13 protein-coding genes are annotated in these 15,665 nt (G+C 71.3%); 6 read left to right on the top strand and 7 right to left on the bottom strand.

Annotated elements, in window-relative coordinates; genetic code table 11:
* The first annotated feature begins 270 nt into the window (after nt 1–270).
* The 4 genes from IF37_RS0123835 (at nt 271) to IF37_RS0123820 (ending at nt 4,662) form a co-directional block, all read left to right on the top strand.
* Nucleotides 271–1,902, top strand: coding sequence for a M48 family metallopeptidase (locus tag IF37_RS0123835; RefSeq protein WP_030745995.1), 1,632 nt, complete (start codon nt 271–273; stop codon nt 1,900–1,902).
* Between the two features lie 37 nt (nt 1,903–1,939).
* Entirely contained in the window at nt 1,940–3,052 is a 1,113-nt protein-coding gene (locus IF37_RS0123830) for a hypothetical protein (RefSeq protein ID WP_030745992.1), read from the top strand.
* An 89-nt stretch (nt 3,053–3,141) separates the two neighbouring features.
* A complete protein-coding gene (gene msrA, locus IF37_RS0123825; protein WP_030745990.1) occupies nt 3,142–3,807 on the top strand; it encodes a peptide-methionine (S)-S-oxide reductase MsrA in 666 nt (221 codons plus the stop codon).
* Nucleotides 3,808–3,936: 129 nt separating this feature from the next.
* A complete protein-coding gene (locus IF37_RS0123820) occupies nt 3,937–4,662 on the top strand; it encodes a Type 1 glutamine amidotransferase-like domain-containing protein (protein ID WP_030745987.1) in 726 nt (241 codons plus the stop codon).
* 59 nt (nt 4,663–4,721) lie between these two features.
* Here IF37_RS0123820 and IF37_RS0123815 read toward each other — a convergent pair whose 3' ends face one another.
* A complete protein-coding gene (locus tag IF37_RS0123815) occupies nt 4,722–5,765 on the bottom strand; it encodes an NAD(P)-dependent alcohol dehydrogenase (protein ID WP_030745985.1) in 1,044 nt (347 codons plus the stop codon).
* Nucleotides 5,766–5,933: 168 nt separating this feature from the next.
* Here IF37_RS0123815 and IF37_RS0123810 point away from each other — a divergent pair, with 168 nt between their 5' ends.
* Complete coding sequence (locus tag IF37_RS0123810) at nt 5,934–6,866, top strand: helix-turn-helix domain-containing protein (RefSeq protein ID WP_030745982.1); 933 nt, start codon at nt 5,934–5,936, stop codon at nt 6,864–6,866.
* 19 nt (nt 6,867–6,885) lie between these two features.
* Here IF37_RS0123810 and IF37_RS0123805 read toward each other — a convergent pair whose 3' ends face one another.
* The 6 genes from IF37_RS0123805 to IF37_RS0123780 form a co-directional block, all read right to left on the bottom strand.
* On the bottom strand, nt 6,886–7,398 hold the full coding sequence (locus IF37_RS0123805; RefSeq protein ID WP_030745979.1) for a hypothetical protein: 513 nt from the start codon (nt 7,396–7,398) through the stop codon (nt 6,886–6,888).
* An 89-nt stretch (nt 7,399–7,487) separates the two neighbouring features.
* Complete coding sequence (locus IF37_RS0123800; protein ID WP_052845329.1) at nt 7,488–10,727, bottom strand: S8 family serine peptidase; 3,240 nt, start codon at nt 10,725–10,727, stop codon at nt 7,488–7,490.
* 302 nt (nt 10,728–11,029) lie between these two features.
* Nucleotides 11,030–11,713 (bottom strand): ABC transporter ATP-binding protein, encoded by a 684-nt coding sequence (locus tag IF37_RS0123795; protein ID WP_030745974.1) that lies wholly within the window; start codon nt 11,711–11,713, stop codon nt 11,030–11,032.
* 58 nt (nt 11,714–11,771) lie between these two features.
* Entirely contained in the window at nt 11,772–13,214 is a 1,443-nt protein-coding gene (locus IF37_RS0123790) for an ABC transporter permease (RefSeq protein WP_030745971.1), read from the bottom strand.
* 132 nt (nt 13,215–13,346) lie between these two features.
* On the bottom strand, nt 13,347–14,597 hold the full coding sequence (locus IF37_RS0123785) for an Ig-like domain-containing protein (protein WP_030745967.1): 1,251 nt from the start codon (nt 14,595–14,597) through the stop codon (nt 13,347–13,349).
* Between the two features lie 237 nt (nt 14,598–14,834).
* The gene (locus tag IF37_RS0123780; protein ID WP_173456972.1) at nt 14,835–15,179 is read right to left on the bottom strand and encodes a hypothetical protein; all 345 of its coding nucleotides are present in this window, start codon (nt 15,177–15,179) and stop codon (nt 14,835–14,837) included.
* Between the two features lie 109 nt (nt 15,180–15,288).
* On the opposite strand from IF37_RS0123780, the gene IF37_RS0123775 reads away from it, so the two are divergent.
* On the top strand, nt 15,289–15,648 hold the full coding sequence (locus IF37_RS0123775; protein ID WP_030745956.1) for an LAETG motif-containing sortase-dependent surface protein: 360 nt from the start codon (nt 15,289–15,291) through the stop codon (nt 15,646–15,648).
* The last annotated feature ends 17 nt before the right edge of the window (nt 15,649–15,665 follow it).

Below are 15,665 nucleotides of genomic sequence, written 5' to 3'. Positions count from 1 at the left end.
ACCTCACCCGACCCCACTCCGCTCCGGCCCGCGCGGCCGTCAATCCCCGCACACCGGCCTTTACCCCCTGTTGACATTGCCCTTCTGACCTGCGGTAGGGCATACTCCCGCTTCCCCCCACACGCACCACCGGCACCACCAGCACCACTCACCGCAACATCAGCAACACCGCACCACCCGCGGCACCGGCCCGGCACCCTCCGTACCGGCCGGCCGCCGGTCGCGTGCCTTGTCATGTCCTTTCCGAGGTCCTGTGGGGGGATCTGCCCGATGGGCGCAACTCTGCGCGCGGTGCGCGCTCTCGTCCTGCTGCTCGGCTTCTACCTGCTGAGCCTCGTCCCGCTCGCCGCGCTGGTCGGCCTCGATGTCCTCGTGTTCAGCTGGGGACACGGCCCGCTCACGCTGAAGGTCGGCTTCGTCACGGTACTGCTGGCCGTCCCCGTCGTACGCGGCATGCTCATGCTGCGCACCCCCAAGGGCGTCGACCCGCCCGGGCTCCCGGTCACCGACGCCGACGAGCCCCGGCTGTGGGCGCTGGTCCGCGAGCTGGCCGCCGCGGCCGGCACCCGCGCCCCCGACCGCATCCTGCTCACCGGTGAGGTCAACGCGTCCGTCAGCGAGACTCCGCGGCTGCTCGGCCTGGTGCCCGGTCCGCGCCGGCTGACCCTCGGCGTCCCGCTGCTGACCGGTCTGACCGAGGCCCAGCTGCGGTCCGTGCTCGCCCACGAGTTCGGGCACTTCACCGGCGGCGACACCCGGCTGTCCGCCCTCGTCGTGCGCGGACGCGTACAGATCGGCCGGGTCATCGGCCAGTTCCACGACAGGGCGGACGACAAGGTGGCCGCCGACCGGGCCCGGCAGGAGCGGGCGTCCGCCAAGCGGGTCGCCAAGGGCAGGAAGGCCAAGGAGATCGACACCGCCGGTGTCGGGCTGACGTACCGGACGATGGCCGCGATCTACACCGCCTACGGCAAGCTCTACCTGCGCGCGTCCCTCTCCACCGCGCGCGGTCAGGAGTTCGCCGCCGACCTGGCCGCGGCCCGGATCGCCGGACGCGACGCCACCGCGTCGGCGCTGCGCGCGATCCCGGCGCTCTCCGCCTCCCACGACTTCTACACGGAGTCCTACGCCACCCTCGGCCTGCCGGCCCGGCTGATGCCGCCGCGCGGCGAGTTCTTCGGCGGCTTCGACCGCATGCTCACCGCCCGCGAGCCCGAACTGGCCCAGCTGCGCGCGGAACTGCCCGAGGAACAGACCGGGGCGTACGACTCCCACCCGCCGATCGCCGAGCGCGTCCGCCGCATCGAGGCGCTGCCCGCCGACGGACGCGCCGACGAGGGCACGGGCGCGGCACTGTCCCTGCTCACAGACCCGGCGCGCAGCCTGGCCGCCCTGGAGGACGCCGTCCTCGTCAACCGCCTCCTCGCCTACGAGCGCGCCGCGGACTGGCAGCAGTTGCTGGATGCCGCGATGGCCGCCGGACTGGCGTCCGCGCGGACCCCGCTGCACCAGGCGCTGACCGCATACACCGGGCAGCCCGCGACGCTGCCCGCGCTGCTGGACGTCATCGACGACGGCCGGCTGTGGCGGCTGGCGGAGCGACTGCCCCTCTCCGAGGAGGCGTCCACCGCGAAGGGCCGGGCGTTCCGCGAGTTCGTACGGCCCGTGCTGCGCCGCTCGCTGCGCACGATGGTGCTGGCCGAGTTCAGCTCCCGCTCGCTGCTGCACTGGGAGTTCTCCTGGTCCCGCCCGGCGTCGGTGCGGCTGCCCGGCTGGGGCTCCGAGACGGCGGACGACAGTCCCGAGGCCACGCTGGAGGCGGCCCTGGACGCGGCGGTCGCCGACCACCCCGAGACCGGACGGCTCCGCGCGCTGCTGCCGCCGGTGCCCCAGAACGCCTGACCGGCCCGCCCCCGGGAAAACGAACGGACCGCCCCCGATGACCGTCCTCTTCTGGATCCTCGGCATCCTGGCCGTGCCCACCGCGATCTTCGTGTTGTGGCTGGCCTGGGTGTTCCTGAGGGAACTCTTCTCGCCGACCCCCGACGACGGCACGGACGACGCCGCCAGGGCCGCCGAGGCGGCGGAGCGGCTCGGCCTGCTGCCCGCCGAGCGGCAGAACACCGACCTCGCCGCGCCGCTGCCCGCCGAGTGGGCCACCGCGCTCGCCGCGGTGCGCGGCGGTGACTGGGTCCCGGCCGCCGAGCGGCTCGCGGCGATCGGCCGGGACTGGGAGCGCCGGTCGGCCTTCGTCGGCCTGCTCGCCCAGATCGCGGCCGAGGAGGACGCGTGGCTGCTGGCGTGGGAGGCGGTGCGGCCCGACGATCCGGACGCGGCCGTGGTCCGGGCGCGCAGCACGGTGTTCCTCGCCTGGGAGCTGCGGGGCGGCAAGAAGGCGCAGTACACGACCCAGGAGCAGTTCGACGGTTTCCACCGCGCGCTGACCGCCGCCCGCGAGGAGATCGCGAGGGCGGCGGCGCTCAACCCCGACGACCCCACGCCGTTCGTCGCGGAGATCTGGGTGGCGCTCGGCCTCGGCTACCCGAACGCCCGGATGGACAAGGTCTGGGCGGAGATCACCAGCCGCGCCCCGCACCACTACGAGGCGCACTACTCGGCGCTCCAGTACTGGTGCGCGAAGTGGCGCGGCTCGGAGCGGCTCGCCGTCGACTTCGCCGAGCGGGCGGCGGCCGACGCGCCGCCGGGCAGCCTGCTGACGGCGCTGCCGCTGATCGCGCACTTCGAGCACGACGAGTCGGACGACACGGCCGCCGACAACACCCCGCTGATGCTGGCCCGGGTCGAGGCGGCGCTCACGGACGCGGCGGCGGCCGACCCGTCCCACCCGCGGCTTGCGGAGCTGCGCCACCTGCTGGCGTTCTACCTGCACCTCCAGGACCGCAACGAGGCGGCGCTGGAGCAGTTCAAGCTGGTCGACGGCTATGTGAACGCGCTGCCGTGGCGCTACCGCGACGACATGGCCGGGTACTACTGCCAGGTCCGCAACACGGTGGCGGAGACGGTGCGGGAGGCCGCCGCGGCGCCGGCCTGAGCGGAATGCGCCGGGCTGTCAGGGGTGTTGAGGGGATGCCGGCTCCGCCGAGGCGCCGGCACCCCTTCTCCGACCGACAGGGAGAACCCATGCTCTTCGGCCGCACGCCCCAGCTGCCCACCCCCGAGCAGGCGCTCAAGGGCCGCCCCGTGCCCGCCTACACCGTTCCCGACCGCCACACCGTCCTCGGCACGCCGCTCCTCGGCCCCTACCCCGAGGGCCTGGAGACGGCCGACTTCGCCCTGGGCTGCTTCTGGGGCGCGGAGCGCACGTTCTGGCGGCTCCCGGCGGGCGTGTACACGACCCTGGTGGGCTATCAGGGCGGCTACACCGAGAACCCGACCTACGAGGAGGTCTGCTCCGGGCTGACCGGCCACACGGAGGTGGTCCGGGTGGTCTACGACCCGTCGCTGATCTCCTACGACCAGTTGCTGAAGACCTTCTGGGAGTCGCACAACCCCACCCAGGGCTTCCGCCAGGGCAACGACGTGGGCACCCAGTACCGTTCGGCGATCTACACCCACACCCCGGAGCAGGCCGCGGCGGCGGACGCCTCCCGCGCGGCCTACCAGAAGGTACTGACCGCCTCCGGCTACGGCACGATCACCACGGAGATCCTCCCGGCCGAGGGCCGCACCTTCCACCCGGCCGAGGACTACCACCAGCAGTACCTGGACAAGAACCCGGCGGGCTACTGCGGGCTGGGCGGCACGGGCGTGTCCTGCCCGGTCGGACTGGCCCGGGCCGCGGGCTGACGCCACCGGTCGCCGGCCGGGCACACCGCCCTCGCGTGTGCCCGGCCGTGGTCCGCGTAAATCAGGCGACGGCGTCGGCCGCCGCGCCGTAGATTCACCCCTTTGCCGGGAAAGCGCGAAGGGGTGGGCATGGGCAGTCGTACGTTCCTGATCGGTGGCGGGTGGGACCGCGCCGAGGTGTACGCGCCGTTTCTGCGCGAGGCGCGCGGCGAGCGGCGGATCGGGTGCCTGATCGTCGACGAGGGGGACGGGGCCGCGCAGTTCGAGCGGTACGCCGGTGCGTTGCGGGGGGCCGGGCCGAAGTGCGCGCCGGTCCCCCTGCTTCTGCCGCTCGGCGGCCGGTTCGAGCCGGAGACCGCGCTGGCGGGGATCGACGGACTGCTGGTGTGCGGTGGGCTCACGCCCGCGTACCAGGAGGCGCTCGCGGACTGCCGGGAGCGGCTGCCGGAGCTGCTGGCCGCGCGCGGTGTGCCGTACGCGGGCTTCTCCGCCGGTGCCGCGGTGGCGGCGCGGCGGGCCGTGGTCGGCGGGTGGCTGGTGGACGGGGTGCCGGTGTGTCCGGAGGAGACCGGCGAGGACCTGGCGGAGGTCGAGGTGCGGGCCGGGCTCGGGCTGGTGCCGTTCGCGGTGGACGTGCACGCGGCGCAGTGGGGGACGCTGGCGCGGCTGGTCGCGGCGGTCGGCCGGCGGGAGGTGCCGTACGGGGTCGCGGTGGACGAGAACACCCTGCTCACGGTGGACGGCGACACGGCCCGGGTGGCCGGGGCCGGGCGGGTCCACGTGGTGCGGCCGGCCTCCGGGGGGAGTGTGACCGTGCGGGCGTACGGCGCCGGGGAGGCGTTCGGTGCGCGGTAGCGCGGGCCCGGTCCCGCGGCGCCGGCCGGCGCCCGGGGCACCGGCCGGCGGGCCGTCGGTCAGATGGTGGCGGTGTCGATCACGAAGCGGTAGCGGACGTCGCTGGCCTGCACCCGCTCGTACGCCTCGTTGATCCGGTCGGCGTCGATCAGCTCGATCTCCGCGCCCAGGCCGTGCTCGGCGCAGAAGTCCAGCATCTCCTGGGTCTCGGCGATGCCGCCGATGCCGGAGCTGCTGATGCTGCGGCGGTGGCCGAAGAGCGACTGGAGCACGATCTGCACCGGCTCCTCGGGCAGGCCGACGTTCACCATGGTGCCGTCCGTGCGCAGCAGGGAGGCGTACGCGGAGAAGTCCAGCGGCGCCGAGACGGTGTTCAGGATGATGTCGAAGGTGCCCGCCAGCTTCTCGAAGGTCTCCGGGTCACTGGTGGCGTGGTAGTGGTCGGCACCCAGCTTGAGGCCGTCGTCCTTCTTGCGCAGGGACTGCGACAGGACGGTCACCTCGGCACCGAGCGCGTGCGCGATCTTGACGCCCATGTGGCCGAGGCCGCCCAGTCCGACGACGGCGACCTTCTTGCCGGGACCGGCGTTCCAGTGCCTGAGGGGCGAGTACGTGGTGACGCCCGCGCAGAGCAGCGGCGCGGCCACGTCCAGCGACAGGCCCTCGGGGATGCGCACGACGTAGTTCTCGTCGACGACGATCTTCTCGGAGTAGCCGCCGTAGGTGGGCTCGCCGTCCTTGCCGGTGTCGTTGTAGGTCCAGGTCGGGCCGCCGCCGGTGCAGTACTGCTCCAGACCGGCCTTGCAGTTGTCGCACTCCCGGCAGGAGTCGACCATGCAGCCGACGCCCACCCGGTCGCCGACGGCGTACTTGGTCACACCAGAGCCGACCTCGGCGACGACACCCGCTATCTCGTGGCCGGGGACCATCGGGAAGATGCCGGGGCGCCAGCCGTCCTGGGCCTGGTGGATGTCGGAGTGGCAGATACCGGCGAACTTGATGTCGATCAGGACGTCGAACTCGCCGACCGCGCGCCGCTCGATGGTGGTCCGCTCCAGCGGGGCCTTCGGTGCGGGCGCGGCGTAAGCAGCAACAGTGGTCATGCCGGGGATCTCCTAGCGAGGGTCGTGTGCCCGGTTGCCTTCCACCGGGTACTGCTCCAGGGTGCCCCCGATCCGTGGCACCACCCAGTCCCCGGCTCTGCGTACGACTGCCGTGCCTACCACCAGCGAGGTCAGGCTCCTGGACGTACGACCAGGAATACTGGGCGTATGGACAGCAGGGACGAGCAGCCGGGCGGAGCGTCCGCCACCGGCCGGACCTTGGACCGGCGCGCGGAGCTGAGCGAGTTCCTGCGCAGCCGGCGGGCCCGGCTGAAGCCGGAGGACGTGGGCCTGGCCGGGTTCGGACGGCACCGGCGGGTGCCCGGGCTGCGCCGGGAGGAGCTGGCGCAGCTGGCCGGGGTGTCGGTGGCGTACTACACACGGCTCGAGCAGGGCAACGGCCGGAACGTCTCGGCGGAGGTGCTGGACTCCATCGCCCGGGCCCTGCGGCTGTCGGACGCCGAGCACGCGCACCTGACCCACCTGGCGAAGCCGAAGGCGCACAAGAAGAAGCCGGCGGGACGCCAGCAGCAGGTGCGGCCGGCGCTGCGCCAGCTGCTCGACAGCCTGGACGGCGTCCCGGCGTACATCGCGGGCCGGCGCTCGGAGATCCTCGCCTGGAACCGGATGGCGGCGGCCCTCTTCGGCGACTGGGCGGAGCTGCCGTCCGGCGAGCGGAACTGGGCCCGGCTGGTCTTCCTGCGCCCGGACTACCGCGAGCTGTTCGTCGACTGGGAGCAGAAGGCGATCGACATCGTGTGCGCGCTGCGCATGGACGCGGGCTGCTACCCGGACGATCCGCGTCTGTCGACGCTGGTGGGCGAGTTGTCCGTGAAGAGCGAGGAGTTCCGGCGGCTGTGGGCCACGCACGACGTCAAGGAGAAGAACCACGGCGTCAAGCGGCTGCACCACCCGCTGGTGGGCGACCTCGCGCTGAACTTCGAGAGCTTCCGCCTGACGGACGACTCGGACCAGTCCCTGATCACCTACCACGCCGAGCCCGGCTCCCCCTCCGCCGAGTCCCTGCGCCTGCTGGCCGCCTGGGGCACGGACGCGACCCGCGCGGTGCCGTCGCCTCAGGGCCGCTTCGAGGACGTCTAGTCCCCGACACCGAGGTCGGCTAGTCCTCGATGCCGAGGTCGGCGCGCATCAGCCGGCGCATCGTCGTGAGCCGGGGCTCGGCGTCCTTCAGGGCCAGCAGCGCCGACGGCGCGTCCTCCCCCTCGCGGGCCAGGCCCCGGTCGAGCCGTTTGGCGACGGCGTCGACGCGGGCGAGGACCTCGTTCACCGCCCGGGAGGCGTCCAGGACGCGCTCGGGTACCACCATCTGCGCCTCGGCGTACCGGTCGCGGTAGTCCCGGCGGGCCTCCTCCAGCCGCTCGCGGTCGTGGTCGGTGTAGACGCCGTCGCGGATGCGGTGCAGGGCGTCCTTCAGCAGGGTGTGGAACTGCCGCGAGGCGCGGTTCATCGCGGTGTAGGCGTTCCGCCGCTCCTCGAAGACCCGTCTGCGCTCCTCCCGGGCGGCTTCCTCGGCCCGCTGCCGGGCCGCGTGCCGCTGGCTCAGCACGGGAGCGAGCAGGGTGCCGAGCACGCCGACGACGGCGGTGATCATGGCGGTGATGGCGGTGGTCACGGGTGCACCCGGGTCGGATCGGCGAACGGCCCGCGGGAGGTGTCGCTTCCCGCGGGCCGTTCTTCATCGGGCTGTCCGGCTGGTGAGGGTCACTTGCCGGAGTAGGCGTTGTAGATCGTGATCTCCGACGTGTTGCCCTTCTTGTCGGTGATCCTGGCGCGGAACGAGACGGCCTTGTTCTTCGCCGGGTTCTTCACCGTGATCTTGCCACCGCGGACGTCGACCTTGGTGAACTTCTTGCCGTCGTAGGAGACGTAGACCGCGAGGGACTTCAGGTTGCCGCCCGCGGCGGCGCCCTCCACGGTGACCGGGAAGGTGACCTTCCTGCCGGCCGCGACCCGGCCGTCCAGGCCGGTGGTGGCCCCGAAGTGCGCGGCGGAGGCGGGCAGTCGGGCGTAACCGTTCGCCGGCTTCTTGGAGCGGAAGGTCCAGGTCGCGTCGATGCGCGTCGAGGCCGTCGACAACTTGGAGGACCGCTTGACCGAGGTGGTCAGCTTGTAGGCGGCGTCGCCGGCCGGCACCTGGAAGTACTTCTCCCCGAACAGCGGGTCGTCGTTGGATCCGACCTTGGTGCCGTTGCGGTACAGAGTGGTGTTCACGGAGGTGAACAGCGACGAGCCGGCGTGCTTCTTCCCGTCCGCGAACAGGGGCACCAGGCCGTAGATCGAGTCTCCGTCCCGGAAGAGGCCGTAATCCGCGTTCAGGTGGGGACCGAACACGGCCGTGTTGACCGTGTTCCGGTACGTCTTCCCGGCCTTGAGCTTCTGTCCGACGCCCAGGGTGTAGTACGCCTCATTGATCGGCGTACCGCTCTTGTCGTGTCCCCCGTACTGGTCGACACCGAACGACCAGTAGACACCGTCGGACGTCGACAGGTATTGCGTGTGGGTGCCCGGCAGTTTCTGCTCGACCGGCGTGTTCAGGACCGCGTCGTTGGGGAACTCCCCGTACGTGGTGATACCGCCGGTCTTGCCGGGGGCGGAGGCGCCCACCGTGTTCTTGACCGTGGCCAGCTCACCGGCCTTGAAGTGGCGGACCTTGCCGCCCTGGAACCGCTTGACGACGGCGGTGGTCGCCACGTCGTACTCGGTGGCGGCGCCCTTGACCCACTGGCCGCTCCAGGACTGGGTCAGCCCGGAAACCTCGGAGCCGAGCGCGCCCACACGGATGTCGGCGAAGGACCCCAAGCCGATGCCGTAGCCGATGCCCGCGGGGTCGTACGCGTAGTCGATCACCGCGGAGAGCGGCTTGGCGCCGCGGTCCGGGACGGTGATGTCGGCGGCCTTGGCCTTACGGGCGTCGACCGTCACCGTCGTGTTCTTGGTGAGGGTCAGCTTCGGCTGGAGCAGCCAGTCGATGCCGCCCTCGAAGTTCAACGGATCCTTGGTGATCCAGTCGTTCAACAGATAAGTGCCCTTCGGCACCCTCACGGTCGTCGTGCCGGAGGCGGACGGACTCACCGAGACGGCACTGTCCTTGCCGAGCCCCGCGTAGCCGATCAGGTCGGGGTAGTAGTCGCCGGTGGGCTTGCCGTTCCGGCCGATGTGCTTGAGGGTGAGGTCGTAGGACTCCACCTCCCGCTGCACCGCGGCGGCCGTGCGGACCGTCTGGCCGGCGCCCGTCGCCGTGACGTACGCGGAGTAGGCGCCGTCGACCTTGCCGCCCAGCTTCGTGTCGGCGGTGAGGTCGACCGCCGCCGTGCCGTGCGCCGGGACGGTCAGCGTGGTGGCGCCCAGCTTGAAGAAGCCCGCCGGGGCCGTCGCGCCCTTGGGGTCGGTGGCGGTGCTGGACAGGGCGAGCGTGACGTCCTGGTCACCGAGGTTGCGGTAGGTCACCTTCTTGGTGACCGGCGTGTCGTCGGTGTGCGGCCACTGCTGCACGCCGAAGCTCACCGACACCGGGTCGGCGACGATCGACTGCTTGATGGCCTTGTCGACCTGGATGCGGCCGGTGCCCTGCTCGAAGGGGGTGTACTTGCCGCCCTTGGCGGAGCCGGTCAGGGCGCCCTTCAGCTCGGCGTAGCCCCAGTCGGGGTGCTCCTGCTTCAGGATGGCCGCGGCGCCCGCGACGTGCGGGGTGGCCATCGAGGTGCCGGAGATGGTCAGGTAGCCCTCGGGCTTCTCGCCGACCTCCTGGTCGATGACGCTGCCCTTGGCCGCGGCGGCGGTGATGTCCACGCCCGGCGCGGTGACGTCCGGCTTGACGGCGCCGTCGCCGTTGCGGGGGCCGGTGGAGGAGAAGTCCGCCAGTACGTCCTTCTTGTCGACGGCGCCGACGGTGAGCGCGGCGTCCGCGCTGCCGGGCGAACCGACCGACTGGGGGCCCTCGTTGCCCGCGGCGATCGCGAACAGGACGCCCTTCTCGGCGGAGAGCTTGTTGACCTCGGCCTCGAGCGGGTCGATCCCGGGTGTGTCGTAGCCGCCGAGGCTCAGGTTGATGACGGAGGCGCCCTGGGCGGCCGCCCACTCCATGCCGGCGAGGATGCCGGAGTCGTCACCGAAGCCGGAGTCGTCCAGCACCTTGCCGTTGAGCAGCTTGGCGTCCGGGGCCACACCCTTGTACTTGCCGCCCGACTTGGCGCCGGTGCCCGCCACGATGGAGGCGACGTGCGTGCCGTGGCCGAAGTGGTCGCCGGCGTCGGCGGCGGTGGTGAAGTTCCTGGACTCGACCACCTGGTTCTTGAGGTCCGGGTGGGTGGTGTCCACACCGGTGTCCAGGACGGCGACCTTGACGCCCTTGCCGGTGTAGCCGGCCTGCCACGCGGTGGGGGCGCCGATCTGCGGCACGGACTTGTCAAGGCTGGCCTTGCGGACGCCGTCGAGCCAGACGTGCGCGATGCCGGAGGCGGTGCGGTCGCCGTTGGTGACCGCGTCCCACAGACCGGCGGTGTTCTTGACCGGGGTCTGCACGGCGTCCGCGTTGAGCGCCGTCAGGCTGCGGCGCAGGATGCCCGCGTCGCGGACGTCGGTCTTGGCGGCCGTGGCGGCACCGCGGTAGCCGACGATGACCTTCAGGCCGTTCTTCTGGGCCTTGCGGGTGGCGGCCTTGTTCAGCTCGGTGATGTCGAACAGCCGCTGGTCCAGCGTGCCGGAGGCGACCAGCCGGGCCGCGTCCGCGGGGACGACCAGCGTGTGCCCGGCCGCCTTGCGGACCTGGAAGGGTATGTGCTCACGGCCCTTGGCCCGCTCCAGACCGACGATGCGGCCCTTGGCGTCGAGGGCGACGCGGTCCCCGGTGATCAGAGTGACATGGTGCCTGCCGGTGACCTTCGAGGCGGCCGTGGCCGCCGTCGAGGGACCCGCGGGCTTCGCCGACGCCGGGCTGGTCATACCCGCCGCGAGGGCGACTGCCGCGGCCGTGGCGATGGTGGCCGCGGCCGCTTTTCTCACTTGTCTGGGCAAGTTCTTCCCCTGGAGATGGAGTACCGGGTGAATTCCCCGTTCACCCGGCCGGGTTCGGACCCGCACGCGCGCACGTCAACCCCCCGGATCACGAAGTATGCCGGGGGGCGATCACGCGGCTCAAGAGATGAGAGGACGGTGAGAAAGCGCGGCCGGAACTGTTACGCGGCGTCCTGGACACCGTTACACGACCGCGAAGTCACTTTGCCGAAAAGGGTGTTATGGGACCGTCAGGTGGCGGCGTTCTCCTTCACCGTGATCCTGCCCTTGCGCAACGTCGCCAGCCGCGGGGCCTTCCTCGCCAGCGTGGAGTCGTGGGTGACCATGATGAACGTCAGCCCGCGCTCCTTCCACAGGCGTTCCAGCACGTCCATGATCTCGTCCCGCATGCCCTCGTCGAGGTTGCCGGTCGGTTCGTCGGCCAGCAGCACCTTGGGCTTCTTCACCAGGGCGCGGGCGATCGCGACGCGCTGCTGCTGTCCTCCGGACATCTCACCGGGGAGATGACCGAGGCGTTCCCCGAGACCGACGGAGTCCAGCGCGTCGGCGGCGCGTTCCCGGCGTTCCCCGGCCTTGACGCCGAGCGGGACGAGGGCGGTCTCGACGTTCTCCTGGGCGGTGAGCGTCGGGATGAGGTTGAAGGACTGGAAGACGAAGCCGATGCTCTCGCTGCGCAGCCTGGTCAGCCGGGCCTCGCTCAGCCCGGCCAGGTCGGTGCCGTCCAGCATCACCTCGCCGGAGCTGGGACGGTCGAGACCGCCGAGCATCTGGAGGAGGGTGGACTTCCCGCCGCCGGTGGGGCCCTGGATGACGAGCCGGTCGCCGTCGGGGATGGTGAGGTCGACTCCGTCCAGGGCGTGCACGGTGTCCTTGCCCCGGGTGTAGCGCTTGGTGACGTTCTTCAGTTCGTACATGTGGATGGCTCCTGGGCGGGTTCGGGGGTGGTGGGGAGGCCGGGCCGGTCCGGCCGGGTCACTCCACCCGCCGCAGCGCGTCCGCCGGGCGCAGCCGGGACGCCCGCCAGCCGCCGAACGCTCCCGCGATCAGGCCGCCCGCCACCGCCAGGCCCACCGCCAGGGCGATCGTCGTGACGCTCACCGGGGCCGTGAGGGCCACCTCCAGGGTCTTCGCCGCCTGCCGGCCCGGTCCGCCGAAGCCACCGCCGCCGGGGCCGCCGGAACCGCCGCCGGTGCCGCCGCCGAGCTGGGCCTGGAGGCCGGGGCCGGCGGCGGTGACGGCGTACGCGCCGGCCAGACCGAGGGCGATGCCGAGGACGCCGCCGACCAGGCCGTTGACCATGGCCTCGCCGATCACCTGCCGGGTCACCCGGCCGGACTTCCAGCCGAGGGCCTTCAGGGTGCCGAACTCGCGGACGCGCCGGGAGACGGCGGAGGAGGTGAGCAGGCCGGCCACCAGGAACGCGGCGACCAGCACCGCCACGGACAGCCACCTGCCGACGGTGCCGGTGAGGGAGGAGGCCGTGGACAGGGAGCCGGAGACGGTGTCCGCGAGATCGGCGGAGGTGGTGACCGTCGTACCGGGGACGTTCTTCCGAATCGCCGTCTTGACGCTGTCGATCCGCTGCGAGTCGGTCGCCTTGACGTAGACCGTGGTGACCTTGTCCTTCACGTCGCCGAGGGTCTGCGCCCGCTTCAGCGGGATGTACAGGTCGGCCGCGGCGTCACCGCTGTCGGCGGTGGCGATGCCGATCACCGTGAACGTGACGCCCTTGATCGTGACGGTGGAGCCGGCCTTGTACTTCTTCTGCTTGGCGTACGCGGAGTCGGCGACGACCACCGCGGCGTTCGTCTCCGTCGTCCGGAACGCCCGCCCGCTGGTGATCTTCGAGGAGGTCAGCGGGCCGAGTGCGGGCTTGGTGACGTCGGTGCCGTAGACGGAGTAGTTGTTGACGTCGAAGTCCGCGCCGCCGCCGCGCACTTCACCCTGCGGCGCGCTCCCGGCGCCGCCCCGCTGGAAACCGCCGCCGCTGTTCTGCTGGAACTGCCCCCGGGTGAACTGGCCGCTGACCTTGAGCACCTGGAGGCTCAGCCCGCCGACCGCGTCCGAGACGCCGGACTGCGCGCCGACCTTGGTCACCGTGGCGGCCGACAGGGTCTGGAAACCCTGCACCATGACGCGGTCGCTGCTCTGGGCGGAGTCGTCGTCGCCCCGCGCGTCGAACCGGAAGCGGGGCCGCCGGCCGTCACCGGTGGGGGCCGACGCCGCCTTGGTGACCGTCATGTCCGTGCCCAGGCCGTACAGCGACTGGAGGACCTTGTCCTGGGCCTTGGCCATGCCGTTCGACACGGAGGTGACCACGATGACCAGCGCGATGCCCAGCGCGAGTCCGGAGGCGACGACGAGGGCCGCCTTTCTGCGGCGGCGCAGCTCGCGCCTCAGGTAGGTGAAGAACATGGCCGCAAGCTAGGGACGGACCCTGATGACACCATAAGGCCGGCATAAGAGGAGCATGAGAAGGTCCCGGCCGGGCCCGGAAAACACCGGTGCCGCCCCTGGGGGCGGCACCGGCGGACGGGAGGGGAGGCGTCAGACGGCCGAGCCGGCCTTCCACTGCGCCCAGTCCATGTTCCAGCCGTTGAGGCCGTTGTCCGGCGAGACCGTCTTGTCGCCGGTGTTCTGGACGACCACGACGTCACCGATCAGCGAGTGGTTGTAGAGCCAGGCCGCCGGCGTGCTGGAGTCGTTGGCGCCCTTCTTGTCCTGGAGGCCGACGCAGCCGTGGCTGGTGTTCACGTTGCCGAACACCGACGGAGCGCCCCAGTAGTTGCCGTGGATGAAGGTGCCGGAGGTGGTCAGGCGCATGGCGTGCGGCACGTCCTTGATGTCGTACTCGCCCTTGCCGTCGTCGTCGGTGAAGCCGACCGTCGCGCCGTTCATCCGGGTCTCCTTGAACTTCTCGGAGATCACCATCTGGCCCTCGTACGTCTTGTTGTCGGGCGAACCGGCGGAGATCGGGATGGTCTTGACGACCTTGCCGTCCTGCGTGATCTTCATCTGCTTGGTCTTCGCGTCGACGTACGAGACCTGGTTGCGGCCGACGTGGAAGGTGACCGTCTTCTGCTGGACGCCGTAGACGCCGCTCGCGCCCTGGACGCCGTCGAGCGCCAGCTTCAGGGTGACGGTGGAGCCGGCCTTCCAGTACTCCTCCGGACGGCAGTCCATCCGGTTGGCGTTGAACCAGTGGCAGGCGACCTCCTGGCCGCTGCTGGTGCTGACCGTGATCCCCTTCTGCACGGCCGCCTTGTCGGTGATCGCCTTGTCGAAGTTGATCGACACCGGCATGCCGACGCCGACCGTGGCGCCGTTGTCCGGGGTGAAGCTGCCGATGAAGCTGTTGGCCGGGGAGACCGTGGTGAAGGAGGCGTTCTCGTGGGCTATGCGCCCGTCGGAGTCCCGGGCCTCCGCGGCGACCTTGTAGGTGGTCGACCGCTCCAGCTGGGCGGTGGGCTTCCAGCTCTTCTTGTCGGCGGAGAGCTGGCCGGTGACGGGCTTGCCGTCCTGGGTGGTCATGGTGACGCCGGTGAGCGAGCCCTTGCTCACCGTGACGGCGGCGGAGTTGTTGATCGACGCGTTGTCGGAGCCGTCCTTGGGCGTGATGGCGATCTGCGCCTCGGACGACTTCTTCGCCGCCGCCGCGTCGGCCTGCGCCTGGGAGGAGTCGCCGCTGCCGCCGCTCGCGGCCGCCTTCTCGCCGCTGGAACACCCCGTGAGCACCAGCACACCGCCGAGCAGGGCGGACGCAGTCATCAGACGGCTGCGCCGCTTACTGTCCGTCATCACAAGTTTCTCCATCGTTGCCGAGTCGCGAAAACCCCGAGAGTCCCCCGCCGAGAACCATCAACGCTACGGCCGGTTCGTCCCGTTCCCCACCCCGTGGCGCTGTGGGGCATCCCACGTCGGCGGAGTGCGGCCCACCGACGGTGCCGATGGTGCGGAATTCGGTCCGTGCGCCCCCTGGGACGACGAAACCCCGGACGGCGGTTGCCGTCCGGGGTTCATGGTGCCCCGGGACGCTCAGCCGATGCCGCCCTCTTCCTCGTCGTCCTCCCCATCATCCTCGTCCAGATCCCAGTCGGGCGAATCAGGGTCGTAGTCGATCCGCTCGCTGGACCAGGACGCCTGCTGGAGCTCCACTCCGGGCACCTCGCTGACCAGGTCGAACGGGTCCACCAGATAGGCCAGGGCCTCCGCGGTGTCTTCCGTCACAGCGCTCTCGGCGTGGGCCCGCTCCTCCTCCGGCAGGTCGGGATCACCGGCGAGCCGGCGCAGCGCGGCCTTGGTCACCTCGTCCCCGTCCTGCACTTCCAGCACGACCTCCACCCGAAGCCGCACAAATCGTGATGTCTCTTCTGTGCTCATGCCGCGAGCGTACGGCCGAAACCTCCCGTGACTTTCCTGTGACCCGCGCCTTTCACTAACATCGCCCCACACGGCCAATTCGCCAGCGTCACAAGGGGATCGATATTCCGTGTCATCCGCTCGCCGTCCGCTGCTGACCGCCACCGCCGCGGGCACCCTGCTCTGCGCGCTGTGGTTCGTCCCGTCCGCGAAAGCCTCGCAGGACGCCCCGGTGGGAGAGACGGCCACCACGTCCACCCCGGTGCAGGTCACATCGGTCACACAGGTCGAACAGGTCACACGAGTCACACAGGCCAGAGCGGTGACGGCGGCAACCGCCGAGGAGGCGGGCGGGGCCGCGCGGGGTGCCGAACTGGCCGACACGGGAAGCCCCGACACCACCCCGTACGTGGTTGGCGGCAGCCTCTTCCTCGCCGTGGGCGCCGGGTTCGTCGTTTACTCGGTCCGCCGCGAACGCCTGGGCTTTTGAATTCTCCTTGACGAAAC

The organism is Streptomyces sp. NRRL S-31 (genome assembly GCF_000718775.1).
Taxonomy (GTDB): domain Bacteria; phylum Actinomycetota; class Actinomycetes; order Streptomycetales; family Streptomycetaceae; genus Streptomyces.
Note: the sequence above shows the minus strand (reverse complement) of the source record. Positions and strands in the feature narration are given on the sequence as shown.

Bases quoted from the DNA above. Each gene is read 5' to 3' on its own strand.
- IF37_RS0123835 (WP_030745995.1), top strand. From the start codon at position 271: ATGGGCGCAACTCTGCGCGCGGTGCGCGCTCTCGTCCTGCTGCTCGGC.
- IF37_RS0123830 (WP_030745992.1), top strand. From the start codon at position 1,940: ATGACCGTCCTCTTCTGGATCCTCGGCATCCTGGCCGTGCCCACCGCG.
- msrA (WP_030745990.1), top strand. From the start codon at position 3,142: ATGCTCTTCGGCCGCACGCCCCAGCTGCCCACCCCCGAGCAGGCGCTC.
- IF37_RS0123820 (WP_030745987.1), top strand. From the start codon at position 3,937: ATGGGCAGTCGTACGTTCCTGATCGGTGGCGGGTGGGACCGCGCCGAG.
- IF37_RS0123815 (WP_030745985.1), bottom strand. From the start codon at position 5,765: ATGACCACTGTTGCTGCTTACGCCGCGCCCGCACCGAAGGCCCCGCTG.
- IF37_RS0123810 (WP_030745982.1), top strand. From the start codon at position 5,934: ATGGACAGCAGGGACGAGCAGCCGGGCGGAGCGTCCGCCACCGGCCGG.
- IF37_RS0123800 (WP_052845329.1), bottom strand. From the start codon at position 10,727: ATGACCAGCCCGGCGTCGGCGAAGCCCGCGGGTCCCTCGACGGCGGCC.
- IF37_RS0123795 (WP_030745974.1), bottom strand. From the start codon at position 11,713: ATGTACGAACTGAAGAACGTCACCAAGCGCTACACCCGGGGCAAGGAC.
- IF37_RS0123790 (WP_030745971.1), bottom strand. From the start codon at position 13,214: ATGTTCTTCACCTACCTGAGGCGCGAGCTGCGCCGCCGCAGAAAGGCG.
- IF37_RS0123785 (WP_030745967.1), bottom strand. From the start codon at position 14,597: ATGACGGACAGTAAGCGGCGCAGCCGTCTGATGACTGCGTCCGCCCTG.
- IF37_RS0123780 (WP_173456972.1), bottom strand. From the start codon at position 15,179: ATGAGCACAGAAGAGACATCACGATTTGTGCGGCTTCGGGTGGAGGTC.